This is a genomic window from Nocardia sp. NPDC057227, from assembly GCF_042669725.1.
GTDB lineage: Bacteria > Actinomycetota > Actinomycetes > Mycobacteriales > Mycobacteriaceae > Nocardia > Nocardia asteroides_A.
Window position 1 is genome coordinate 53,685 of the sequence record NZ_JBHUXA010000027.1, and the last position, 22,425, is coordinate 76,109.

At 72.3% G+C, this 22,425-nt stretch carries 21 protein-coding genes; 13 read left to right on the forward strand and 8 right to left on the reverse strand.

Annotation, left to right across the window (positions count from 1 at the left end; genetic code table 11):
* The first annotated feature begins 45 nt into the window (after positions 1 to 45).
* Positions 46 to 693, forward strand: a complete 648-nt coding sequence (locus ACFUJ1_RS28635) for a TetR/AcrR family transcriptional regulator (protein ID WP_378650422.1) — start codon at positions 46 to 48, stop codon at positions 691 to 693.
* Positions 690 to 2,366, forward strand: coding sequence for an FAD-binding dehydrogenase (locus ACFUJ1_RS28640; protein WP_378650424.1), 1,677 nt, complete (start codon positions 690 to 692; stop codon positions 2,364 to 2,366). Before ACFUJ1_RS28635 ends, ACFUJ1_RS28640 begins: the two co-directional genes overlap by 4 nt.
* Before the next feature lie 9 nt (positions 2,367 to 2,375).
* Here the strand turns inward: ACFUJ1_RS28640 and ACFUJ1_RS28645 are convergent, their stop codons facing one another.
* The 4 genes from ACFUJ1_RS28645 to ACFUJ1_RS28660 form a co-directional block, all read right to left on the reverse strand.
* Positions 2,376 to 3,197: an IclR family transcriptional regulator gene (locus ACFUJ1_RS28645; protein ID WP_378650426.1), complete on the reverse strand. Its 822-nt coding sequence runs from the start codon at positions 3,195 to 3,197 to the stop codon at positions 2,376 to 2,378.
* Positions 3,198 to 3,327: 130 nt separating this feature from the next.
* Positions 3,328 to 3,588: a three-helix bundle dimerization domain-containing protein gene (locus ACFUJ1_RS28650; RefSeq protein ID WP_378650428.1), complete on the reverse strand. Its 261-nt coding sequence runs from the start codon at positions 3,586 to 3,588 to the stop codon at positions 3,328 to 3,330.
* A 140-nt stretch (positions 3,589 to 3,728) separates the two neighbouring features.
* The gene (locus ACFUJ1_RS28655) at positions 3,729 to 4,796 is read right to left on the reverse strand and encodes a diacylglycerol kinase (protein WP_378650430.1); all 1,068 of its coding nucleotides are present in this window, start codon (positions 4,794 to 4,796) and stop codon (positions 3,729 to 3,731) included.
* Between the two features lies 1 nt (position 4,797).
* The gene (locus ACFUJ1_RS28660) at positions 4,798 to 5,589 is read right to left on the reverse strand and encodes an SDR family oxidoreductase (RefSeq protein ID WP_378650432.1); all 792 of its coding nucleotides are present in this window, start codon (positions 5,587 to 5,589) and stop codon (positions 4,798 to 4,800) included.
* 112 nt (positions 5,590 to 5,701) lie between these two features.
* On the opposite strand from ACFUJ1_RS28660, the gene ACFUJ1_RS28665 reads away from it, so the two are divergent.
* The 6 genes from ACFUJ1_RS28665 (at position 5,702) to idi (ending at position 13,574) form a co-directional block, all read left to right on the forward strand.
* Positions 5,702 to 6,568 carry a helix-turn-helix domain-containing protein gene (locus ACFUJ1_RS28665; RefSeq protein WP_378650434.1) on the forward strand — a complete coding sequence of 289 codons (867 nt, stop codon included), beginning with the start codon at positions 5,702 to 5,704 and terminating at the stop codon, positions 6,566 to 6,568.
* Positions 6,569 to 6,886: 318 nt separating this feature from the next.
* Complete coding sequence (locus ACFUJ1_RS28670) at positions 6,887 to 8,308, forward strand: family 2B encapsulin nanocompartment shell protein (protein ID WP_378650436.1); 1,422 nt, start codon at positions 6,887 to 6,889, stop codon at positions 8,306 to 8,308.
* Between the two features lie 4 nt (positions 8,309 to 8,312).
* Complete coding sequence (locus ACFUJ1_RS28675) at positions 8,313 to 10,586, forward strand: germacradienol/geosmin synthase (RefSeq protein WP_378650438.1); 2,274 nt, start codon at positions 8,313 to 8,315, stop codon at positions 10,584 to 10,586.
* Positions 10,583 to 11,962: a family 2B encapsulin nanocompartment shell protein gene (locus ACFUJ1_RS28680; protein WP_378650440.1), complete on the forward strand. Its 1,380-nt coding sequence runs from the start codon at positions 10,583 to 10,585 to the stop codon at positions 11,960 to 11,962. Before ACFUJ1_RS28675 ends, ACFUJ1_RS28680 begins: the two co-directional genes overlap by 4 nt.
* A gap of 35 nt (positions 11,963 to 11,997) precedes the next feature.
* Positions 11,998 to 13,029 carry a polyprenyl synthetase family protein gene (locus tag ACFUJ1_RS28685; RefSeq protein WP_378650442.1) on the forward strand — a complete coding sequence of 344 codons (1,032 nt, stop codon included), beginning with the start codon at positions 11,998 to 12,000 and terminating at the stop codon, positions 13,027 to 13,029.
* Positions 13,023 to 13,574: an isopentenyl-diphosphate Delta-isomerase gene (idi, locus tag ACFUJ1_RS28690; RefSeq protein ID WP_378650443.1), complete on the forward strand. Its 552-nt coding sequence runs from the start codon at positions 13,023 to 13,025 to the stop codon at positions 13,572 to 13,574. The genes ACFUJ1_RS28685 and idi overlap by 7 nt, the downstream gene beginning before the upstream one ends.
* Here the strand turns inward: idi and ACFUJ1_RS28695 are convergent, their stop codons facing one another.
* Positions 13,575 to 13,940: a hypothetical protein gene (locus tag ACFUJ1_RS28695; RefSeq protein ID WP_378650444.1), complete on the reverse strand. Its 366-nt coding sequence runs from the start codon at positions 13,938 to 13,940 to the stop codon at positions 13,575 to 13,577.
* A gap of 80 nt (positions 13,941 to 14,020) precedes the next feature.
* Here ACFUJ1_RS28695 and ACFUJ1_RS28700 point away from each other — a divergent pair, with 80 nt between their 5' ends.
* Positions 14,021 to 14,677, forward strand: a complete 657-nt coding sequence (locus ACFUJ1_RS28700; RefSeq protein WP_378650445.1) for a maleylpyruvate isomerase family mycothiol-dependent enzyme — start codon at positions 14,021 to 14,023, stop codon at positions 14,675 to 14,677.
* A gap of 74 nt (positions 14,678 to 14,751) precedes the next feature.
* On the forward strand, positions 14,752 to 15,423 hold the full coding sequence (locus tag ACFUJ1_RS28705) for a PaaI family thioesterase (RefSeq protein ID WP_378650446.1): 672 nt from the start codon (positions 14,752 to 14,754) through the stop codon (positions 15,421 to 15,423).
* Between the two features lie 3 nt (positions 15,424 to 15,426).
* On the opposite strand, the gene ACFUJ1_RS28710 is transcribed toward ACFUJ1_RS28705, so the two are convergent.
* Genes ACFUJ1_RS28710 through ACFUJ1_RS28720 form a run of 3 tightly spaced genes read right to left on the reverse strand, consistent with a single transcriptional unit; the run spans position 15,427 to position 18,633 of the window.
* Positions 15,427 to 16,593, reverse strand: coding sequence for a sulfotransferase family protein (locus ACFUJ1_RS28710; RefSeq protein ID WP_378650447.1), 1,167 nt, complete (start codon positions 16,591 to 16,593; stop codon positions 15,427 to 15,429).
* A gap of 10 nt (positions 16,594 to 16,603) precedes the next feature.
* Entirely contained in the window at positions 16,604 to 17,476 is an 873-nt protein-coding gene (locus ACFUJ1_RS28715) for an SDR family oxidoreductase (RefSeq protein WP_378650448.1), read from the reverse strand.
* Positions 17,473 to 18,633, reverse strand: a complete 1,161-nt coding sequence (locus ACFUJ1_RS28720) for a hypothetical protein (protein ID WP_378650449.1) — start codon at positions 18,631 to 18,633, stop codon at positions 17,473 to 17,475. The genes ACFUJ1_RS28715 and ACFUJ1_RS28720 overlap by 4 nt, the downstream gene beginning before the upstream one ends.
* A gap of 85 nt (positions 18,634 to 18,718) precedes the next feature.
* Between ACFUJ1_RS28720 and ACFUJ1_RS28725 the strand changes: the two genes are divergently transcribed.
* From ACFUJ1_RS28725 to cysC, 3 genes are read left to right on the forward strand one after another with little or no spacing between them, the layout of a single operon-like run.
* Positions 18,719 to 19,621, forward strand: a complete 903-nt coding sequence (locus tag ACFUJ1_RS28725; protein ID WP_378650450.1) for a helix-turn-helix domain-containing protein — start codon at positions 18,719 to 18,721, stop codon at positions 19,619 to 19,621.
* A 41-nt stretch (positions 19,622 to 19,662) separates the two neighbouring features.
* Positions 19,663 to 20,592, forward strand: a complete 930-nt coding sequence (cysD, locus tag ACFUJ1_RS28730) for a sulfate adenylyltransferase subunit CysD (protein ID WP_378650451.1) — start codon at positions 19,663 to 19,665, stop codon at positions 20,590 to 20,592.
* The gene (cysC, locus tag ACFUJ1_RS28735) at positions 20,592 to 22,418 is read left to right on the forward strand and encodes an adenylyl-sulfate kinase (RefSeq protein WP_378650452.1); all 1,827 of its coding nucleotides are present in this window, start codon (positions 20,592 to 20,594) and stop codon (positions 22,416 to 22,418) included. The genes cysD and cysC overlap by 1 nt, the downstream gene beginning before the upstream one ends.
* Positions 22,419 to 22,425 lie beyond the last annotated feature (7 nt).

Below are 22,425 nucleotides of genomic sequence, written 5' to 3' on the forward strand. Positions count from 1 at the left end.
TACACGGACGTATCTGATACGTTCGTGTATCGAGAGTGAGGGGCGATGATGCCTGCGGTCGGCGGCAAGCGGGTCACGCGGCGGCGCGAGGAGACGCGTGCCCGGCTGCTCGCCGCCGCGTACGAGGTGTTCGCCGAGGACGGGTTCGGCCGCGCCACCGTCGAGAAGGTCTGTGAGCGCGCCGGGTTCACCCGCGGCGCCTTCTACTCCAATTTCACCTCGCTGGACGAGCTCTTCCTCGCCATGTGGGAGCAGCGCTCGGCCGCCATGGTCGCCGGGGTGGCCGCCGCCCTCGACGAGCTCGCCGCGGGCGCGGAGCCAGGCCTCACCGCCATGGTCGCCCGCTTCGAGCGGGCCGTCCCGGTCGAGGAGCCCTGGTACCGGATCACCGCCGAGTTCACCACGCACGCCCTGCGCAACCCCGCGCTGCGCCGGGTCACCGCCGCGCGCGAGGAGGCCATCGTTGCCGCGCTGATGCCGACCGTCGTCGCCGCGCTTGCCCGCACCGGCCGCGTCGTCCCCGACCCCGCCGCGCTCGGCCGCGCGCTGGTCGCGGTGCACGACGGCACCAGCCTGCAGATCGTGCTCGCCCCCGACGATCCCGCGGTGCGGCGCGAGCGCACCGAACTCTTCCGGCGGGTGGTGCTCGCCTACAGCACGCCCCGCCGGACCACCACGGAAGGAAAACCATGACATCGATCGGCAGCGACCCCGAGGTCATCGTCGTCGGAGCGGGGCTGGCCGGCCTCGTCGCCACCTACGAACTCACCCGGGCCGGGCACCGGGTGCGGGTGCTCGACCAGGAGAACCGGGCCAACCTCGGCGGGCAGGCGTTCTGGTCGCTCGGCGGGCTGTTCCTGGTCGACACCCCCGAGCAGCGCAGACTCGGCATCGAGGACTCCTACGAGCTGGCGCTGCAGGACTGGTACGGCTCGGCCGGGTTCGACCGGGCGGACGAGGACCACTGGGCGCGCCGCTGGGCCGAGGCCTACGTGCGCTTCGCCGCCACCGAGAAGCGCGAGTACCTGCGGGAACTCGGGCTGCGGGTGACACCGCTGGTCGGCTGGGCCGAGCGCGGCGGCGCGCTCGCCGACGGCCACGGCAACTCGGTGCCGCGCTTCCACCTCACCTGGGGCACCGGCCCCGAGGTGGTGCGGGTCTTCCTGGAGCCGGTGCTCGAGGCCGAGCGGCGCGGGCTGGTGACCTTCGAGTTCCGGCACCGGGTGGACGAGCTGCTGGTCGCCGACGGCAGCGTCACCGGGGTGCGCGGCAGCGTGCTCGAGCCCAGCGAGCTGGAGCGCGGGCAGGCCAGCTCGCGCGCGGTCACCGGCGAGTTCGAGTTCAGCGGTAAGGCGGTTGTGGTGACCTCCGGCGGGATCGGGCACAACCACGACGTGATCCGGCGCAACTGGCCGACCGAGCGGCTCGGGAAGTGCCCGGAGACGCTGATCTCCGGCGTTCCCGCGCACGTGGACGGCCGCATGCTCGGCATCTCCGAGGCCGCGGGCGGGCGGATCGTGAACCGGGACCGCATGTGGCACTACACCGAGGGCATCGTCAACTGGGACCCGATCTGGCCGGACCACGCCATCCGGATCATCCCCGGCCCCTCCTCGCTCTGGTTCGACGCCGACGGCAAGCGGCTGCCCGCGCCCTGCTTCCCCGGCTTCGACACCAACAGCACCATGAAGGCGATCCTGGCGGGCGGCCACGACTACTCGTGGTTCGTGCTCACCCAGTCGATCATCGAGAAGGAGTTCGCGCTCTCCGGCTCCGAGCAGAACCCGGACGTCACCGGCAAGGACCTCAAGCTGGTGCTGAAGAGCCGGGTGGCCAAGGGCGCGCCCGGCCCGGTGGAGGCGTTCAAGAAGCACGGCGTCGACTTCGTGGTCGCCGATACACTGCCCGCGCTGGTCGACGGCATGAACGCCATCGCCCGCGGCCCGAAGCTCGACCACGACGAGCTGGAGCGCCAGATCGTCGCCAGGGACCGCGAGATCACCAACAAGTTCACCAAGGACGCCCAGGTCATGGCGATCCACAACGCCCGCAACTTCTTCGGCGACAAGGCGGGGCGGGTCGCCAAGCCGCACCGCATCCTGGACCCGGAGGCGGGGCCGCTGATCGCGGTCCGGCTGAACATTCTCACCCGCAAGACGCTCGGCGGGCTGCAGACCGACCTCGATTCCCGGGTCATCGGCCCGGACGGCGGGCCGCTGCCCGGGCTCTGGGCCGCGGGTGAGGTCGCCGGGTTCGGCGGCGGCGGGGTACACGGGTACAACGCGCTGGAGGGCACGTTCCTCGGCGGCTGCATCTTCTCCGGCCGCTCGGCCGGGCGGGCGATCGCCGCGGAGTTGTCGCGCTGAGCCGATGGGTCAGTGCCGGCCGGGGGGTTGCGGGCGCAGGGTGCGCGCGCAATCCTGGGCGACCTCGACCAGCAGCCCGGCCAGCCGGGCGGTGTCGAGCGCGGGCAGCTCGGCGCCTGCCCGGACCGACAGCGAGAGCGCGGCGACCCCCGAGCCGCGGGTGCGCACCGGCACCGCGACGCAGGTGACGCCGGTGAAGGACTCCTCGCTGTCCACCGCGACGCACTGCCTGCCGCGGATGCGGGAGAGCTCGCGGTTCAGCTCGACCCGGTCGCAGATGGTGCGCGGGGTGAGCCGGGGCAGCGGCTCGCGCGCCGCGGCGACGACGCCGCGCTCCTGGGCGGCCAGCATGGCCTTGCCGAGCGCGGTGCTGTGCGCGGGCATCCGGCCGCCGAGCCGGGTGGGCAGCGTCGGGCCGGAGCGGCCGACCTTGTCCAGGTAGAGCACGTCGCGGCCGTCGAGGACGCCGAGGTGGCCGACCATGTCGGCGCGATGCGCGAGATCGTGCAGCAGCGGGCTGACCGCCTCGCGCACCTCGTTGTGGTCGGCGGCGAGCCCGCCGAGCTCCAGGGTGCGCGAGCCGAGCCGGTAGCCGCCCGGCGCGTGCGCCAGCCAGCGCAGCTTGATCATCTGGTCCAGGATGCGGTGCACCGTGGAGCGCGGCAGCCCGGTGCGTTCGCACAGCTCGACCAGGGTGAGCGCGGGCGAGGCGGCGTCGAAGGCCTCCAGGATCAGCGTCATCCGCTCGATCATGGACACCGGCGCGGTGGCGGGGCAGCGGCCGATCGGCCTGGTCGCGTGGTCCGCGTGGGGTAGCGCGTCGACCGTCATCACACATCCTCCAAAGACTGGCGGCACCAGCTTAGGGGGATTCCCGTTGTGCACACACCATTCCAGGGGGTTCCCGCGTGTGACGTGTCACAGCGTCCGGTGCGGCGATCGGGCAGCTACCCCGCGCGGATCAGGATTCGGTGCGCTCGGCCTCGGCCGCGTCCTGCAGCTGCTCGCGGGTGTTGCGCTCGGCGAGCAGCGGAAGGAAGGTCTCGACGGTGGCGCCATCGGCGACCTCCTCGTAGGAGTCGTGCAGGGCGCGCTCGATCGTCGTCTCGTCGGCGACGTCGCCGTACTCCTGCTCCAGGCGGTGCGCGGCGGCCCGGAGGGCGATGTCGGGGTCGAGGGTGGGGTCGTGCTGCGGGGGCGGGGCGATGTGCTCGTCGCTCATCGGAGACTCCTCGGTGTGCGGGTTCGGCACGGCACGGTTTCCCGTGCCGTTCGTCCGGTTACCCGGCGGGGCCGGGGGGACACCGCGCCCCGGGTGAACACCCGGCACCGCTCCGGTTAACAGCGGTGCCGGGCGCGGAGTCAGCGCGCGGCGGGCGCGGTGACGAGCGGGATGTCGAGCGCGGTCAGGATGCCGGGGGCGGCGGCGACCACCGCGGGCACCGCGTTCACGATCCGCATGGCGGTGCCGACCAGGGTGGCGTAGTTGTGGTCGCCGTTGCGGCTCGACGCGACCAGGTCCAGGGCGTACGACGGCTCGCCGGTGATCCGCACCTGGTAGCAGCCCTCCGGGTGGGTGGGCTGCGGCCACTCCGGGCACAGGTCCTGGCGCAGCCGGGTGACGTGCTCGAGCACCGTGACCACCCGGTCCCCCGCCATGCCGCGCACCTCGAAGCGCAGCGCCGCCGCGCTGCCCGCCGCGATGTGCCCGGTCGCGATGTCGAACGGTTCGGGCGCGGGCGCGCGCTCGTAGGTCTCGGTGACGGCGTCCAGCTCGACCCCGATCCCGGCCGCGAGCTGCCGGACCACGCTCCCCCATGCCAGCGAGAGCACGCCGGGCTGCAGCAGCATCGGCGTCTCGTCCAGCGGCCTGCCGAACCCCATGATGTCGACCATGACCGCGCGGTTGTCGTAGCTGGCGTAGTCGACGATCTCCAGGCAGCGCACCTGTTCGACGGAGAGGCAGGTGCCGGTGAGCGCCAGCGGCAGCAGGTCGTTGGCGAAGCCGGGGTCGATGCCGTTCACCCACAGCGTGGCCCCGCCCGCCGCGGCCGCCTCCTCGATCGGGCGCAGCAGGTCGTCCGGCAGGACGCCGTACGGGTACTGGAAGAAGACCGGCGCGCAGGCCACGACGTCGACCCCGGCGCGCAGGATCGCCGCCAGCTCCTGCACCGCCTCGAACAGGCGGTTGTCGGTCATGGCGCAGTAGACGACGCAGTCCGGCTTCGCCGCGAGCAGCGCGGCGGTGTCGGTGGTGGCGGCGACGCCGGACGGGTCGGGCAGCCCGGCCAGGGTGGCGGCGTCCACCCCGGCCTTGGCGTCGGAGCTGACCCGCACGCCGACGAGCTCGAGGTCGGGGTTGGCGATGATGCCCGCCAGGGCGTGCCGCCCCACGTTGCCGGTGCCGAAGAGCGCTACGCGAAGTGTCATGTCAGAGATCCGCAATCGGGAGTTCGAGGTTGGGGGTGATCAGGCCGCCGTCGGCCTCCAGCACCTTGCCGGTGAGGTAGGCGCCCGCGGGCGAGGCCAGGTAGACGGCGGCGGCGGCGATGTCCTCCGGGGCGCCGAGCCGGCGCAGCGGGGTGTGCTTCTCGATCTCGCCGCGCATGCCGGGGTCGTTCGCCACGAACTCCAGCGCGGAGGTGTGGATGGCGCCGGGGGCGATGGCGTTCACCCGGATGCGCGGGTTCAGGTCGAGCGCGGCCAGCCTGGTGTAGTGCGCGAGCGCGGCCTTGGCGGTGCCGTAGGCGGCGAAGGCGCGGCCGGGCAGCCTGCCCATCGTGGAGGTGATGTTGATGATCGAGCCCTCGCCCGAGCTCTCCAGGATGTGCGGGACGGCGGCGCGGGTGAGCGCGTGCGCGGTGCCGACATTGAACTCGAAGGCCGCGGTCAGTGCCTTCGGGGTGAGGTCGAGCAGCGGGGTCGGCGGAGCGCCGCCGACATTGTTGACCACGATGTCGAGCCGGTCGAAGCGGGCTACGGCGGCGTCCGCCAGGCCGGCGACCGCGTCCAGGTCGCGCAGGTCGGCCGGGACGACGTGCGCCTGCCTGCCGCGCGCGGTGACCCGCTCGGCCACCTCGTGCAGCTGGTCCTCCGTGCGCGCCGAGATCAGCACGTCCGCGCCCGCCTCGGCGAAGGCGATCGCGATGGCGGCGCCCAGCCCGCGGCCCGCACCGGTGACGACGGCGACCTTGCCGTCGAGCCGGAATTTGTCGAGAATCATGACCCTCCCATACTGTCGAATATTCGACGATAGAGCGACTAATATTCGTCATGGTACGAACCAGTGCGCGCGGATCACAAGGGTTCGCGCGGAATCCGGTCAGGAGGCCGCCGTGGAGCGCTCGCCGTCGCCGCCGACCCGGCGGGTGCTGGACGTGCTCACGCTGCTCGCCGACGCACCGGAGGCGCTGCCGGTGGCTGCGGTCGCGGACCGGCTCGGGCTGGCCCGCGCCACGGTGACCGCCATCCTGGCCGAGCTGGACGCGGCCGGCTGGGCGCAGCGCGACGCCGAGCGGCGCTACCGGCTCGGCCCCGCCCCCGCCGCGCTGCTCGGCGCCGCCCCCGACGCAGGCGTCGCCGCGGCGCTGGCCGCGCTGGTGGCGCGGACCGGCGCCGGCACGACGCTGTCCCGGGTGGACAGCGACGGGATCACCGTGCTCGCGGTGCGGCACGGGCCGGACCGGGATATCGCGGGCGTCCCGCTCGGGCACCGCATTCCGATCCGCTTCCCGGTGGGCGCGGCGGTGCTGCCGTGGCGGCCGAAGGCCGAGCTGCGGCGCTGGCTCGCCACCGCGCCGGACGCCGAGCGCGCGGCCGCGCTGCCGGAGCTGGTGCGGGAGCGCGGGGTCGCGGTGTTCGGGCCGCGCGCCGAGGACGCGAACACCGTCGAGCTGCTCGCCGACCTGCTCACCGCGCTCGGGCCGGAGATGCTGGAGCCGCGGTTGCGCACCCGCACCCTGCGCGGGCTGAGCGAACTCACCGGCAGGCCCTACACCGCCGCCGACCTGGACTCGGCCGATCCACTGCCGGTGAGCTACCTGGCGGCGCCGGTCTTCGACGGGGAGATCGCCACGCACGAGGTGCAGCTGGGGCCGCTGCGCTCGGCCGTCACCAGAGCCGAGCGGGACGCCTACGTGGCGGCGACAATCGCTGCCGCACAGCGGATCAGCGCGGTGCTCGGCAGCGCGCACCGAGCGTGAAACAGCGGGATATCGTGCGACACAGCGGTTCGCGCCGTCCCGTCGCCCGTGTCGCGCGCGATCGGTCGTCCCCCGGAATGTTTCCGCGCCGCTGAGCCGCGCCGCGGCTTCCCCGCGCCGGTCCCGACAAGATCATCGGTCTGGAAATCAGCGGAAAGCTGTTCCCCATCAACATTTTTCGGCACTGGCGGTGCCCGGCCGATCTCAGCTACCATTGCGAGCGCACCATTCAATAACCGGGGGATTGCTGCTCTAGCCCTCCGTTTTCGCTCGGACGCCATCTGCTGACGCACGCACACCGCGAAACGAGAAGAGCTCATGACTGAACTGGCTGAACCTGTGTCCGGAATCGATGAGGCTCCGCAGCTGAGCCTCAGCACCGACGCCGCGCGGAATCTCGCGACCACCACCAAGTCCACTCCGCAAATGCAGGGCATCACCTCCCGGTGGCTGCTGCGGTTGCTGCCGTGGGTGCAGGCCGACGGCGGCGTGTACCGGGTCAACCGGCGGCTCACCTACACCCTCGGCGACGGGCTGATCACCGTCTTCACCGCCGCGGGCGACACCAAGGTACTCGCGCCCGAGCTGCGCGAGCTGCGCTACCTGCGCGATTTCGGCGACGATTCGGCGCTGCAGGCGCTCGCCGACCGGTTCGTCGAACGCCGGTACGAGGCAGGCGAAGTCATCGCCGAGGCCGGGCGCCCGGCGGCCGAGCTGGTGGTGCTCGCGCACGGCAAGGCCGACAAGCGCGGCACCGGCCGGTACGGCGAGGAGACCAGCCTGGAGGTGCTGACCAGCGGCCGCTTCTTCGGCGAGCAGCTGCTCACCGCGGACACCACGCCCACCGACTTCACGGTCAGGGCCGTCACCCCGTGCACCGTGCTCACGCTCACCGAGCGGGCGCTGGCCGAGGCGGGCGACCGCATCGAGGCACTGCGCGAGCACGTGCGCAACGCGCGGCTGGCGGAGACGAGCCGCAACGGCTTCGCCAATCCGCACGGCGAGGCCTCGATCGACCTGATCTCGGCGCACGAGGGCGAGCCCCGGCTGCCCGGCACCTTCGTCGACTACGAATTGTCCCCGCGCGAGTACGAATTGAGCGTCGCGCAGACCGTGCTGCGGGTGCACAGCCGGGTCGCCGACCTCTACAACAAGCCGATGGACCAGATCGAGCAGCAGCTGCGGCTGACCGTCGAGGCGCTGCGCGAGCGCCAGGAGGACGAGACCGTCAACAACCGCGAGTTCGGGCTGCTGCACAATGCCGCCCCGCAGCAGCGGATCAGCACCCGCTCCGGCCCGCCCACCCCGGACGACCTGGACGAGCTGCTCGCCCTGGTCTGGAAGGAGCCGAGCTTCCTGCTCGCGCATCCGAAGGCCATCGCGGCGTTCGGCGCCGAGTGCAGCAAGCGCGGCATCTACCCGGCCACCACCGAGCTCAACGGGCACAAGGTGCCGTCCTGGCGCGGGGTCCCGCTGCTGCCGTGCAACAAGCTCGGGGTCTCCGCGACCCGCACCACCTCGATCATGCTGCTGCGCACCGGCGAAGCGGCGCAGGGCGTGATCGGGCTGCGGCAGACCGGGATCCCGGACGAGTACGAGCCGGGGCTGAACGTGCGCTTCATGGGCGTCGACGACCGGGCGATCATCTCCTACCTGGTCAGCGCCTACTACTCGGCGGCGATCCTGGTGCCGGACGCGCTCGGCATCCTCGACGACGTGCAGCTCGGCGCCGAAAGCTGAGCCGGTGCAGCCCTTCGCACTGCCGGATTTCTACACCGCCCATCCGGCACGGCTGAACCCGCACGTGGAGACCGCGCGCACGCACACCAAGCACTGGGCCTTCGAGATGGGCATGCTCGGCGACGCGGTGGGCGGCGCGGTGGTCTGGGACGAGGCGAGCTTCGACGGCATGGACTACGCGGGGCTGTGCGCGTACACCCACCCGGAGGCCGACGCGGCGACCCTGGACACCGTCACCGATTGGTACACCTGGGTCTTCTACTTCGACGACCACTTCCTCGAACGGTTCAAGCGCACCGGCGATCTGGAGGGCGCGCGGGCCTACCTGGACCGGCTGGCCGGCTTCATGCCCGCCGACGGCGCCGCCGCGCCGGAGCCGACCAACCCCGACGAGCGGGGGCTTGGCGACCTGTGGGCGCGCACGGTGCCCGCGATGTCGATCGGCTGGCGCGAGCGGTTCGCGCAGAGTACAAGGAACCTGCTGCTCGACTGCGTGTGGGAGCTGCGCAATATCAACACCGCGCGGGTGCCGAACCCGATCGACTACATCGAGATGCGGCGCAAGGTCGGCGGCGCGCCGTGGTCGGCGGATCTGGTGGAGTACGCGCGCGGCACCGAGATCCCGCCCGCGCTGGTCGGCACCAGGGCGCTGCGGGTGCTGAAGGACACCTTCGCCGACGCGGTGCACCTGCGCAACGACATCTTCTCCTACCAGCGCGAGACCGAGCAGGAGGGCGAGGTGAACAACGGGGTCCTGGTGCTGGAGCGGTTCTTCGGCTGTTCGCCGCAGCAGGCCGCCGATATCGTCAACGACCAGCTGACCTCCCGGATGCACCAGTTCGAGAACACGGTGCTGACCGAGCTGCCGGTGCTCTTCGAGGAGCACGCGCTGGACGCGGCGCAGCGCGCGGCGGCGCTGTCGTACGCGCAGGGGTTGCAGGACTGGCAGTCCGGCGGGCACGAGTGGCACCTGCGCTCCAACCGCTACATGAACGCCGGTGCGCACGCGATGCCGCTGGGGCCGAGCGGAATCGGCACCGCGCTGTCCCGGCCCGGGTTCTGGCGCGGGCTGGCGGGCCCCGGCGGCGCGCGCAGCCACACCCCGGTTCCGTTCCGGAGCACCGGCCCGCTGCCGCTGCCGGAGTTCGACGTTCCCTTCGATCTCGGGCTCAGCCCGCACCTCGGTACCGCGCGGGCGGAGAGCGTGGAGTGGGCCGAGCGGGTCGGGTTCCACGATCCGCTGCCCGAGTTCGGCGGCAGGCGGCTCTGGACGCGGGCCGACACCGTCGGCTTCGATTTCGCGCTCTGCTCGGCGGGGCTCGACCCGGACGCGAGCCCGGCGGCGCTGACCCTGTCGGCGGAGTGGCTCACCTGGGGCACCTGGGGAGACGACTACTTCCCGGTCGCCTTCCCGGCCGCCGGCTCGGTGGGATCGATGGCGGCGGCCAAGGCCTGCGCCGCCCGGCTGGCGGAGTTCACGCCGCTCGAGCTCGACGCCGTGCCCGAGCCGAGCACCCCGCTGGAACGCGGCCTGGCCGAGCTGTGGCCGCGGACCGCGGGGCCGATGCCTGCGGCGGCCAGGGAGACCTTCCGCACCGCCGTGCACTCGATGGTCGAGAGCTGGCTGTGGGAGCTGGCCAACCACATCCAGCACCGGGTGCCCGACCCGGTCGACTACCTGGAGATGCGGCGGCGCACCTTCGGCTCGGACCTCACCATCGCGCTCTCCAAGCTCGCCCGCGGCGGCACCGTGCCGGACGCGGTGTTCGAGTCCACCACCATGCGGGGCATCGAGCACGCCGCGCAGGACTACGGCTGCCTGATCAACGACCTGTTCTCCTACCAGAAGGAGATCGAGTACGAGGGCGAGCTGCACAATGCCGTGCTGGTGGTCGAGACCTTCTTCGGCTGCGGGCGGGAGCGGGCCGCCGCCGTTGTCGACGATCTGATGCGGGCCAGGATGCGCCAGTTCCAGCGGCTCGTCGCCGAGGAGCTGCCGGTGCTGTTCGAGCACCACCGGCTGGACAGCGCGGCCCGCGCCGCGGTCACCGGCTACATCGGCGAGCTGCGCGACTGGATCGCTGGCATTCTGCACTGGCACCGCGGCACCAGCCGGTACCGGCCGGAGAACCTGCGCCGGCCGGTCGGGCACGCACCGGCGGGCGGTGCCCCGGCGGCGTCGGTCGGGGCACCGCGCGGGCTCGGCACCTCGGCGGCGCGGATCGCCGCCCGCCCGCGCTCCGGGTATCGGACCATCGAGGGAAGGACCGCTTCGTGACCACTCCCGACACCACCCGCGCGGCACCGACCGCGCTGCACCCGGCCGCGGCACGGGCACTGGCCACCACCACCAAGTCGGTGCCGCAGATGCAGGGCATCACGCCGCGCTGGCTGCTGCGCCTGCTGCCCTGGGTCGAGGTGGACAGCGGCACCTACCGGGTGAACCGGCGGCTCACCTACACCGTCGGCGACGGCCGCATCACCTGCACCGCCTCCGGTGGCGAATACCGTCTCGTGCCAATGGAATTGCAGGAACTCAGGGCGCTGCGCGGGCTCGACGACGACGCGCTCCGGCAACTCGCGACGGCGTTCCGGCAGCGCGAGTACCAGCCGGGCGAGACGCTCTGCGAGTTCGGCAACGAGCTCGACGCGGTGCACGTGATCGCGCACGGCCGGGTCACCGTCGACGTCCCGGACGCCTACGGCGCGCGGGTCCGGCTGGAGGTGATCGACGCGGGCGCCCACATCGGCGCCGAGCTGCTGGCCGGGGCGCGGCCGATCTGGGAGTTCACCGCCACCGCCGAGACGGCGTGCACCGTGCTGTCGCTCCCGCGCGCCCGGCTCGATCCGCTCCGCACCGAAATCCCCGGCCTGGCAAGCCAGCTGGCCGGCTTCCGGGAGGCGGCCGGTACCGACAGGTTCGGCCAGGCCGCCATCGATCTCAGCGCGGGCCACGACGGCGAGCCCGCCATCCCCGGCACCTACGTCGACTACGAGCCACGGCCGCGGGAGTACGCGCTCAGCGTGGCGCAGCTGCGGCTCCGGGTGCACACTCGCGTCACCGACCTCTACAACGAGCCGATGGACCAGCTGGAGCAGCAGCTGCGGCTCTCGCTGGAGGCACTGCGGGAGCGGCAGGAGCGCGATCTGCTGACCCACCCCGACTACGGGCTGCTGCACAATGTCGACCCGTCCCAGCGGGTGGTCCCGGCCACCGGCCCGCCGACCCCGGCGGACCTCGACCGGCTGCTCGCCCGCCGCCGCAAGACCGCCTTCTTCCTCGCGCACCCCCTGGTCATCGCCCAGTTCGGCCGGGAGTGCACCGCGCGCGGCATCTACCCGGACCCGGTCGAGGTCGAGGGCAGGCGGGTGCAGGCCTGGCGCGACATCCCGTTCCTGCCCTCGGACAAGATCCCGATCACGGCGGCGCGGACGAGCACCGTGCTCGCCATGCGGATCGGCGAGCGCGACGACGGAGTGATCGGGCTCCGGCAGACCGGGCTCCCCGACGAGTACCGGCCGGGCATCTCGGTGCGCTTCGGCGGCATCGACGACCACGCCGTCGCCTCGTACCTGATCAGCGCCAACCATGCCGCGGCGGTGCTGGTGCCGGACGCGCTCGGCGCGCTCACCGATGTGCAACTGAGTCTCTGACATTCCATCCCTGCGAACCGATCAGGACACCGCTCATGACCCGGGAAATCGCCAAGGATCACCACACCGACGTACTCGCCGACGGCCGCGCGGCGTGTGCGGCCACCCTGCACGCCGCCGTCGACGCCATGCCGCCCACGATCCGCCACATCGCCGGCTACCACTTCGGGTGGTGGGACCGGGACGGGCGGCCCGAGCAACACACCGGCGGCAAGGCGCTGCGGCCCGCCTTCGTGCTGGCGGCCACCACCGTGACCGGCGGCGAGATCGGGAACGCGCTGCCCGCCGCCGCGGCGGTGGAGCTGGTACACAACTTCTCGCTGCTGCACGACGACGTCATGGACCGCGACACCACCCGCAGGCACCGGCCCACGGCGTGGACCGTCTTCGGCATCGGGCCCGCGATCCTGGCAGGCGACGCGCTCGCCACCCAGGCCTTCGCGCTGCTCGCCGGGACCGCGGACGCCAGGGCCGCCGCCGCGGCCGAGCTGCTGAACCGCGCGGTGCTCGAGCTCGTCGAAGGGCAGTGCGCCGACCTGGATTTCGAGGGCCGCCGCGATGTCACCGTCGCCGAGTGCCTGGCCATGACCGATCGGAAGACCGGCGCGCTCTTCGGCTGCGCGGCCGAGCTCGGCGGGCTCTTCGGTGCCGCCGGGCCGGGTGAGCTGCTGCGGCTGCGCGAGATCGGCAACCTCGTCGGCCGGGCCTTCCAGCACGTCGACGACCTGCTCGGGATCTGGGGCGACGCGCACAGCACCGGCAAATCGGTCTACTCCGATCTGCGCAGCCGGAAGAAATCGCTGCCCGTGGTCTTCGCACTCGCCGCCGGGACGGCCGAGGCCACCGCGCTCGCCGCGCTCTACCACCGGGACGAGCCGCTCGACGACGCCGAGCTGCACACGGCGGCGGAGCTGGTCGAGGCCGCGGGCGGGCGGGACTGGAGCCGGAGCCAGGCCGCCGAGCTGTGCGAGCGGGCGCGGACGATGATCGCGGAGCTGAGCGCCGATCCGGCGGCCGGTGCGGATCTGGACGCACTCGCCGCGCTCGCCGCGGACCGGACATGGTGAACGACGCCACGCCGACCGGCCGGGAGGCGCTGCCGATCGAGCTGGTCGACGCGGCGGGGGCGGCGGTCGGCACCTGCTCGGTGGCGCGGGCGCACCGCTCCCCCGGCATGCTGCACCGCGCCTTCTCGGTGCTGCTCTTCGACGCCTCCGGGCGGGTACTTCTCCAGCAGCGGGCGGCGGTGAAGACCCGGTTCCCGCTGCGCTGGGCCAACACCTGCTGTGGGCACCCGGCGCCGGGGCAGCCGGTGACCGAGGCCGCGGGCATCCGGCTCCGCGAGGAGCTCGGCCTCGCCGCCGCGCTCGGCGAGGCCGGCGCCTTCACCTACCGGGCCGCCGACCCGCGCACCGGGCGGGTCGAGTTCGAGTACGACCACGTGGTCGTCGGCCCGCACGCGGGCGACGAACCGCGGCCGGACCCGGCGGAGGTCGCCGACTACGCCTGGGTCGAGCCGGGGCAGCTCGAGCGCGACCTGCGGGAGCACCCGGAGCGGTACGCGCCGTGGCTGGGCGGGGTGCTCGGGCTCGCCCTGGTGGCACCCCGCTGATCAGTCGTCCCGGTCGAGCCGGGCGACCTCGGCGTCGAACCGGGCCAGCGCGTCGTCCATGACGTCGAGCGTGGACTCGAAGCCGCCGAGGCCGTCCAGCATGCCGGTGAGTTCGTCGCGGAGCGCGCGCATCTCCGCGACGGCCGGGTCGATCCGCGACCAGGCGACGGTGCGGTGCCACCACGCCTCCCCGTCCAGCCAGGACACCAGGACGTCGCGGACCAGCACGGCGTCCGCGGTGAAGAGCTGGTAGCGGTCGCCGCCGGCGCCGTGCTCGAGCTCGTACATCCCGTCCGGCAGCCGCCGGGCCAGGATGTGGTCGGCGCCGCGGCGGATCTCCAGCAGCGGTGCGCGGTTCTCGGACACGAACCCGAGTGTCGCAGATACCGATGACTCCGGAAGCCGGGCACCGTCTCCACTCTGCAGAGCAACCTGAAGGGAGACGTATGTCCGACACCGAGGTGCGCGCCGCCATCGCGGCCGAGCGCACCGAGCTCGCCGAGGTCCTCGCCGGACTCGACGCCGCGGCCTGGGAGGCGCCGACGTTGTGCGCCGGGTGGCGCCCGCGCGAGGTGCTTGCGCACATGACCATGGCCTACCGCCTGTCGCTGCCGCGCTTCGCGCTCGACATGGTCAAGGCGCGCGGGAACTTCAACCGGATGTCCGATCGCCGGGCACGCGCCGATGCCGCCGCGCTGACGCCGGCGGAGCTGGTGGCGAGCCTGCGCGACAACGCGGGCCATCCCTGGAAGCCGCCGGGCAGCGGGTACGAGGCCACGCTGGCGCACGAGGTGATCCACGGCATGGACATCACGGTCGCGCTCGGCCTGCCGCGCCGGGTCCCGGTCGACCGGGTCGCGATCGTGCTCGAGGGCACCCGACCCGAGCAGGTGCGGTACTTCGGCACCGATCTGTCCGGGGTCGAGCTCCGCGCCGACGACCTGGACTGGAGCCTGGCGGGCGATGCCCCGGAGTCCACCGTCACCGGCGCCGCCCAGGACCTGCTGCTCGTGCTCTGCGGGCGCAGGCTCCCCGCCGGGCGGCTCGCAGGCGAGCAGGCTTCCCGGTACGAGGCCGGCGTCGAAGGGAGTACCGGCAGCTGAGCGGAGTGTGCCGCTGCTCACCTCCGCCGCTCCCGCCCGCGAAGCGACCATCCGGTTACCGATACCGTGAGGGGATGAACGAACAGCGGCTCGACCCGGCGCTGCCCAGCGCCGACCACCACGAAGGCGGCTTCCGGCCGATGGTCGAGCTGATCGAGGCGAACGCGGCGGCGGACGCGACGCGACGCGGCGGCGAACTCTACGGCGACTTCATCGAACAGGTCCGGCTGCTCATGGACCGGGCCCGGATGGCCGACCCCGGCGACGAACTCTCCCAGCACATCATCACCCAGCTGACCAAGCTGAACGACGAGCTGGCAGGCGCCGCGGTGGACGAGTGGTCGCTGCCCAACTGGACCCGCAACGACCTGCCCTCCCGCGGCAACCTGACGCTGCCGCCCTACCAGATCGACGCCGCCGACGCGACCGGCGTGCACGGCCGCATCGTCTTCCGCGCCTTCCACCTCGGCGGCAACGCGGCCGCGCACGGCGGCCACATCGCGCTCGGCTTCGACGACCTGCTCGGCATGGCCGCCGCGCTCACCTCCGGCGCGATCACCCGCACCGCCTCGCTCACCGTCGACTACCGCGCCATCACCCCGCTCGACCGCGAACTGAAGCTGCACGCGTGGACCGAGCGGCAGGAGGGCCGCAAGGTCTACGTCCGCGCCACCCTGCACGACGGCGAGCGCCTCTGCGCCGAGGCCAACGGCCTCTTCATCGTCCTGAAGCCGGGCCAGCAGTAACCGTTATCCGGGGAAGTGCGCGGCGCGGTACTCCGCGAAGCGCTCGTCCACCTGCCCGGCGGTGAGCCCGTAGTCGTCCAGCGTGTACCGGTGCTGCGGGCGGGCCGCGCCGGAGGTGCTCGAGTTGTGCAGCGCGGTCATCCGCTGCTCCGCGGCGGGGGTCAGGTCGATGCCGAAGTGCCGGTAGATGCCGCGGACGGCGGCGAGCGGGTCGGCGACGAAGTCGTCGTAGTAGACGTCGACGAACTGCGCCTGGTCGTACTCGGCCCGATCGGCGCGGAAGGTGTCCGCGCCGCGCGCCCACAGCTCGAGCTGGGTGCTGCCGACCACGTCGCCGCGGAACTTCTCCGACCACCCCTCGCTGGCCTTCTCGTTCAGGCTGCAGACCGAGGCGATGATGGTGCTCGGCTCGCGGTGCAGCTGCACGACAAGGGCGTCCGGGTAGACGGCGAAGAGGGCGTCGAGGGCGAAGAGGTGGCTGGGGTTCTTGAGCACCCAGCGCTGCTCGGCGTTGGGTAGGCCGATGAGTTGCAAGTTCTTCTTGTGCCGCCGATAGGCGGGGGTCCAGTCCTTGCCGCGCAGCCAGTCGGAGTAGGTGGGCAGGTAGGCCAGGCACTCGTAGGAGATGGACATGGCGGACTGGCGCAGCAGCTGCCAGCACTCCTCGACCTGGTCGGCCGAGATGTGGTGCACGCCCATGAACTCGGGATGCTCCACGTGATGTTTCTCGTACCCGGCCGAAATGCCCTGGTACACCGGGTTGCTCGCCCAGGTTTCGCGCGGCGGGCGGGGCTGCGGCATCTCGGTGAGCCACATCTCCAGCCCCTGGTGCATGGGGTCGGCGGTGAGCAGCCGGTGCACCGCGGTGGTGCCGGAGCGCGGCAGCCCGGTGACGAAGATCGGGCGCTCGACCGGCAGCCGCGCGTGCTCCGGGTACTTCTGCCAGGCACTCTCGCTGAGCGCCCGCGCGATCAGCCCGCCGCGCAGCAGCGCCCGATTGATCTTGTTCCCCCATGGGGTCAGCTCGGCGTCGGCGGCATACGACTCCAGCAGCACCTCCAGCCCCGCCCGGTAGTCGTCGGCGCCGAAATCCTCGAGCCCGATCACCTTGGTCGCCGAGGCGTGCAGGTCGTCGATCGTGCCGATCTCGGCACGGCCCATCGTGGTCATGGCAGTGCTCCTAGTGGTGGAATTCGCCGGCGTTGACGTCGAGACAGGCGCCGGTGACGATGCGGGAGAGCGGGGAGGCGAAGAAGAGCACCGCGTCGGCGATCTCGTCCGGCTCCGGCAGTCTGCGCAGGTCGGTGGTCTCGGCGGTCTCCGCGTAGACCTCCTCGTGGGTGATCCCGCGCTCCTTGGCCTGGTAGTCGAAGTACCACTTCAGGTTGCCCGCGTAGATGTAGCCGGGGGCGACCGAGTTCACCCGGATGCCCTGCGGCCCGAGCTCGGTGGCCAGGCTCTGCGCCAGCGCCAGCAGGCTGGCCTTGGCCATCTTGTACGGGCCGAAGGTGCGCCTGGAGTGCCGCAGCACCGCCGAGTTGATCATCACGACCGAGCCGTTCGCCGCCGCGAGCGCGGGCACGAAGAGCCTGGTCAGCCGTAGCGCGGCGAGCACATTGGTCTCGAACCCGGCGCGCACGCCGTCCAGCTCGACGGTGGCGAGGTCGGTGATCGGCGGGATGGCGAAGGCGTTGTTCACCAGGGCGTCCACCCGGCCGAGTTCGTCCACCGTGGTGCGCACCAGGTTCTCGACGGCTGCCTCGTCGGTGATGTCGGTCGGCACGACCAGGGCCTTCCGGCCGATCTCGCGCACCTCGGCGGCGACCTTGTCCAGCCGCTTCTCGGTGCGCGCGGCGAGCACGACATCCGCCCCGGCCAGCGCGGCGCGGACGGCGATCGAGCGGCCGAGGCCGGGGCCGATCCCGGAGACCACGACGACCTTGCCGGTCAGCAGCCCGGCGCCGCCGAGCGCCGCGTCCGCCGCCGAGTCGTGTCCGGACGGCGCCGCGCCCGCTGTCGTATCCGCGGCGCGCGCGGCATTCGTGTCGCTCATCCCAGCATCCGATCCGCATGCGTGCGCTGGCGGAAGGCGATCCGCTCGGCCCACTGTTCGGGGGTCACCTTGGCCTCGTCGTAGTAGGGCAGCTTCGCCGGGAGTTCGTCGAACGAGACGAGCTGCACTTCGGGACCGTCCTCCGGCTTCAGGTCGCGGGCCAGCCGCTGCCAGCGGAACTGCAGGTAGCCGCGGTCGTGGCCGGTGCGCTCGACCCAGTTGGCCAGCCCGGGGTCGCGCTCGCTGACGACGAGCCGGATCTTGCCGTCCGGGTCCACCCGGGACTGGTCGGCGTTCAGGCTGGTCTGGTGGTTGATGTAGTCCAGCGAGAGGTACCAGATGGTGCCGAGCTGGAAGCCCTGGTAGGGCGCGTCCGACTTCGGCACGGTCAGGCTGAGCACCTGGTCGTCGGTGAGGTCGTAGTGGCCGACCGAGGAGAACTGGGTGGAGAGCCCGCCCGGGGTGCGGCGCGGCTCGGTCATCGTGTTGACCGGCAGGTTCAGGTAGAACCACTCCGGGAAGGCGAGGAAGGTGCGCAGCCGGGAGGTCAGGTTCCTGGCCGCCACCTGGTACCGCTTGGCAAGCAGGTCGCGGGTGAGCGCGGGCGGTGCATCGCCGACGGTGTCCACCCGCTCGATCCGGATGGTGCCCGGCCGCTCGGACCAGTCGCCGTAGACCTCGCGCACCGCGAGCATGGACGAGTCCGCGGCGAGCTGCACGTAGCCGGGGCGGGCCGGGCCGGGGCCGAAGCGGATCTGGTAGCTGCCGTCCGGCGCGATCTCGAGTTCGCGGTCGTCGAAGGCGGTCTGGCTGTCCGGCACCTCGGCGGGGGTGTAGTTGCCGTTCAGCACCTGGAAGCTCAGGTCGCGGGTGGTGCCGCGGATGCCGGTGACCAGGTACTCCGCGTTCGGGCGGAGGAAGGCGTGGAAGTAGAGGGTGTCCGGGTTGTCCAGCCCCATCTTGGTGTAGGGGCCGGTGGACCTGGCGAAGAACGGGAAGTCGCGGTCGTAGGCCCAGGCCAGCTGGAGCGCGGCGCGAATGCTGCCGCCCAGATAGTCGAACCCCTCCACGAGGTCCTGTTCGGTCTTCACCTGCGCGGCCGAGGTGATGATCTCCTCCGCCTCGGCGATCGCCTCCGCGAACGGCTTGCTGAGCACGTGGCCTCCAGGTCGTGTTCCATATATGTACCGGCGTGGTACATTTCATCCGTTCAGAGATTAGAACTTGTTCTAGGAGTGGTCAATGGTCGCGATCGGAGACGGCACCGTCGCCCGGCGCTCCGCCCCCACCGTCCGGGTGCTCCAGGTGCTCGATTTCCTGGTGGCGAACGGCGGCTCGCGCTACGGCCTCTCCGAGATCGCCCGCGAACTCGGGCTCGCCAAACCCACCTGCCTCGGCATTCTCACCGAGCTCACCGCCGCCGGGTACCTGATCCGGGATCCGCGCACCCGCGGCTACGGCCTCGGCCCCGCGCTGATCGGGGCCGGGCGGGCGGCCCAGGAGAACTTCGCGGTCTCCGCGCTGGCCCGCGCCGAGCTGGAGCCGCTGAGCGTGCGCTACCGCACCACCTGCACGGCATCGGCCGTGGTCGGCGACAAGATCGTGGTGCTGGACGCCACCGGGCCGGGCCGGGTGCAGGTGGGCGCCACCTACCCCTTCGCGCCGCCGGTCGGGCTCATGTACGTGCTCTGGGACACCGACGCCGCCTTCGACGCCTGGCTGCGCACGCCCGCGACGGTGCCGCTGGAGCAGGACGAGCGGCGGCTGCGCACGGTCGTCGCGGAGTGCCGCGAACGCGGCTACCTGATCGAGAGCACCTCGGCCGCGGGCAGGCGGCTGTACTCGCTACTGGCAGGCGCCGCGGGCAGGGATATGCCCGCCGAGCTGCGCGAACTCGTCGCCGAGCTGGTGACGAGCCTGGGCGAGCGGGTGTACCTGGGCAGCGATCTGCGGCCGCGCAAGGAGCACCCGGTCAGCCTGCTCGCCGCCCCCACCCACGACGAGCGCGGCAGGCAGAGCATGGTGCTCACGATGTACGTCGGCAAAGCGGTCACCGGGGCCGAGATCGAGCGCCGCGGCACCGCGCTCGCGGCCGCCGCCGACGCCGTCACCGCAGCGGCGGGCGGACGGCCGCCGCCGCGCTGAAGCGTTGACGGTTCGACCGAAACGTGTTCTAGTTTTTTCTCGTGAGCCCGAACCAGAAGTCCGTCACCGGCTGGGAGCTGTCGCATCTCGACGCGCTCGAAGCCGAATCGGTGCACATCTTCCGCGAGGTGGCCGCCACCTTCGAACGCCCCGTGCTGCTCTTCTCCGGCGGCAAGGACTCGGTGGTCATGCTGCACCTGGCCGCCAAGGCGTTCTGGCCCGCGCCGCTGCCCTTCCCGGTGTTGCACGTCGACACCGGCCACAACTTCGACGAGGTGATCGCCTACCGCGACGAGACCGTCGCGCGGCTCGGCCTGCGGCTGCTGGTCGGCAGCGTGCAGGACGACATCGACGCGGGCACGGTCACCGAGGAGACCGGCCCGCGCGCCAGCCGCAACCGGCTGCAGACGCACACCCTGCTGCGCTCGATCCGGGAGGGCGGCTTCGACGCCGCCTTCGGCGGCGCCAGGCGCGACGAGGAGAAGGCGCGCGCCAAGGAGCGGGTCTTCAGCTTCCGCGACGAGTACGGCCAGTGGGACCCGCGCAACCAGCGCCCCGAGCTCTGGAACCTCTACAACGGCAGGCACCGGCGCGGCGAGCACATCCGGGTCTTCCCGCTCTCCAACTGGACCGAGCTGGACATCTGGAACTACATCGCCGCGGAGGAGATCGCGCTGCCGCCGCTCTACTACGCGCACCGCAGGGAGGTGGTGCAGCGCGACGGCATGCTGCTGGCGCACACCAGGTTCCTGCAGCTGCTCGACGGCGAGCAGCCCTACGCGGCCACCGTCCGGTTCCGCACCGTCGGCGACGCCACCTGCACCGGCTGCGTGGAGTCGACCGCGGCGAACCCGGACGACGTGGTGCTCGAGGTGGCCGCCACCCGGGTCACCGAACGCGGCGCCACCCGCGCCGACGACCGCATCTCCGAGGCGGGGATGGAAGATCGCAAACGCGAGGGGTACTTCTGATGACCACCCTGCTCCGGCTGGCCACCGCGGGCAGCGTCGACGACGGCAAGTCGACGCTGATCGGGCGCCTGCTCTTCGATTCCAAGGCGATCTTCGCCGACCAGCTCGCCGCGGTCGAGCGCACCAGCAAGGAGCGCGGCGCGGGCCAGACCGACCTCTCGCTGCTCACCGACGGCCTGCGCGCCGAGCGCGAGCAGGGCATCACCATCGATGTCGCGCACCGCTACTTCACCACGCCGCGGCGGAAGTTCGTCATCGCCGACACCCCGGGGCACATCCAGTACACCCGCAACATGGTCACCGGCGCCTCCACCGCCGACGTCGCGCTGATCCTGGTGGACGCGCGCAAGGGCGTGGTGGAGCAGACCCGCAGGCACGCCTTCCTCGCCGGGCTGCTCGGCGTGGCGCACCTGGTGCTCTGCGTGAACAAGATGGACCTGGTGGACTGGAGCCGGGAGCGCTTCGAGGAGATCAGGGACGACTTCACCCGGTTCGCCGCCCGGCTCGAGGTGAGCGACCTGACCTTCGTGCCGATGTCGGCGCTGACCGGCGACAACATCGTGCACCGCGGCGCGAGCATGCCCTGGTACGAGGGCACTCCCCTGCTGCACCAGCTGGAGCAGGTGCACATCGCCTCGGACCGCAACCTGATCGACGCCAGGCTGCCGGTGCAGTACGTGACCCGCACGCACAACCCGGATTTCCGCGGGTACGCGGGCACCGTGGCCGGTGGCGTGTTCAAGCCGGGTGACGAGGTCACCGTGCTGCCGTCGGGGTTCAGCACGACGGTGGCGGCGCTGTGGGGCCCGGGCGGCGCGCCGCTGGCCGAGGCGTTCCCGCCGCAGGCGGTGACGGTGCAGCTCACCGACGAGCTCGACGTCGCCCGCGGCGACCTGCTCTGCCGTCCGGCGAACCGGCCGCAGTCGGCCCGCGACCTGGACGCCATGGTCTGCTGGTTCGCCGAGGAGAGCGCGCTCACCCCCGGCGCCACCTACACGCTGCGGCACACCACCCGCGCCGAGCCGGTGCAGGTGCAGCGGCTGGACTACCGGCTCGACGTCAACACCCTGCACCGCGACGAGACCGCGAACGCACTCGGCCTCAACGAGATCGGGCGGGTGCAGCTGCGCGCGCGGCGGCCGGTGCTCTTCGACCCGTACCGGCGCAACCGGAACACCGGCAGCTTCGTGCTGGTCGACGACGTCACCAACAACACCGTGGCCGCGGGCATGATCACCGGGCCGACGCCGACCACCTCCGGGGTGGTGTGGCACCGCAGCGCGGTCGAGCGCACCGAGCGCGCGACCCGCGGCGGCACGGTCTGGCTCACCGGGCTCTCCGCCTCCGGCAAGTCGACGGTCGCGGTGGAGCTGGAGCGCAGGCTGGTCGCCTCCGGCAGGCCCGCCTTCCTGCTGGACGGCGACAACCTGCGGCACGGGCTCAACGCCGACCTCGGCTTCGCCCCCGAGGACCGCACCGAGAACATCCGCCGGGTGGCCGAGGTGGCCAAGCTCTTCGCCGAGGCCGGGGTGCTCGCGGTGGTCTCGCTGATCAGCCCGTACCGGGAGGATCGGGAGCGGGCCAGGCAGGCGCACCTGGACGCCGGGCTGCCGTTCCTGGAGATCTTCGTCGACACGCCGCTCGCGGTGTGCGAGGCTCGCGACCCGAAGGGGCTCTACGCAAAGGCGCGCGCGGGCGAGGTGCGCGGCTTCACCGGGATCGACGCGCCGTACGAGGCGCCGGAGCAGCCGGACCTGGTGCTGCGGCCCGACGACGGCGACCCGGCCGAGCAGGCGGCGCGGATCGCGGAGCTGCTGGGGTTCTGATCCGGCG

Coding starts and splice junctions, on each gene's coding strand:
- idi (WP_378650443.1), top strand. CDS start 13,023: ATGGTGAACGACGCCACGCCGACCGGCCGGGAGGCGCTGCCGATCGAG.
- ACFUJ1_RS28715 (WP_378650448.1), bottom strand. CDS start 17,476: ATGAGCGACACGAATGCCGCGCGCGCCGCGGATACGACAGCGGGCGCG.
- ACFUJ1_RS28685 (WP_378650442.1), top strand. CDS start 11,998: ATGACCCGGGAAATCGCCAAGGATCACCACACCGACGTACTCGCCGAC.
- ACFUJ1_RS28645 (WP_378650426.1), bottom strand. CDS start 3,197: ATGACGGTCGACGCGCTACCCCACGCGGACCACGCGACCAGGCCGATC.
- ACFUJ1_RS28635 (WP_378650422.1), top strand. CDS start 46: ATGATGCCTGCGGTCGGCGGCAAGCGGGTCACGCGGCGGCGCGAGGAG.
- cysC (WP_378650452.1), top strand. CDS start 20,592: ATGACCACCCTGCTCCGGCTGGCCACCGCGGGCAGCGTCGACGACGGC.
- ACFUJ1_RS28660 (WP_378650432.1), bottom strand. CDS start 5,589: ATGATTCTCGACAAATTCCGGCTCGACGGCAAGGTCGCCGTCGTCACC.
- ACFUJ1_RS28670 (WP_378650436.1), top strand. CDS start 6,887: ATGACTGAACTGGCTGAACCTGTGTCCGGAATCGATGAGGCTCCGCAG.
- ACFUJ1_RS28655 (WP_378650430.1), bottom strand. CDS start 4,796: ATGACACTTCGCGTAGCGCTCTTCGGCACCGGCAACGTGGGGCGGCAC.
- ACFUJ1_RS28705 (WP_378650446.1), top strand. CDS start 14,752: ATGAACGAACAGCGGCTCGACCCGGCGCTGCCCAGCGCCGACCACCAC.
- ACFUJ1_RS28710 (WP_378650447.1), bottom strand. CDS start 16,593: ATGACCACGATGGGCCGTGCCGAGATCGGCACGATCGACGACCTGCAC.
- ACFUJ1_RS28700 (WP_378650445.1), top strand. CDS start 14,021: ATGTCCGACACCGAGGTGCGCGCCGCCATCGCGGCCGAGCGCACCGAG.
- ACFUJ1_RS28725 (WP_378650450.1), top strand. CDS start 18,719: ATGGTCGCGATCGGAGACGGCACCGTCGCCCGGCGCTCCGCCCCCACC.
- ACFUJ1_RS28640 (WP_378650424.1), top strand. CDS start 690: ATGACATCGATCGGCAGCGACCCCGAGGTCATCGTCGTCGGAGCGGGG.
- ACFUJ1_RS28650 (WP_378650428.1), bottom strand. CDS start 3,588: ATGAGCGACGAGCACATCGCCCCGCCCCCGCAGCACGACCCCACCCTC.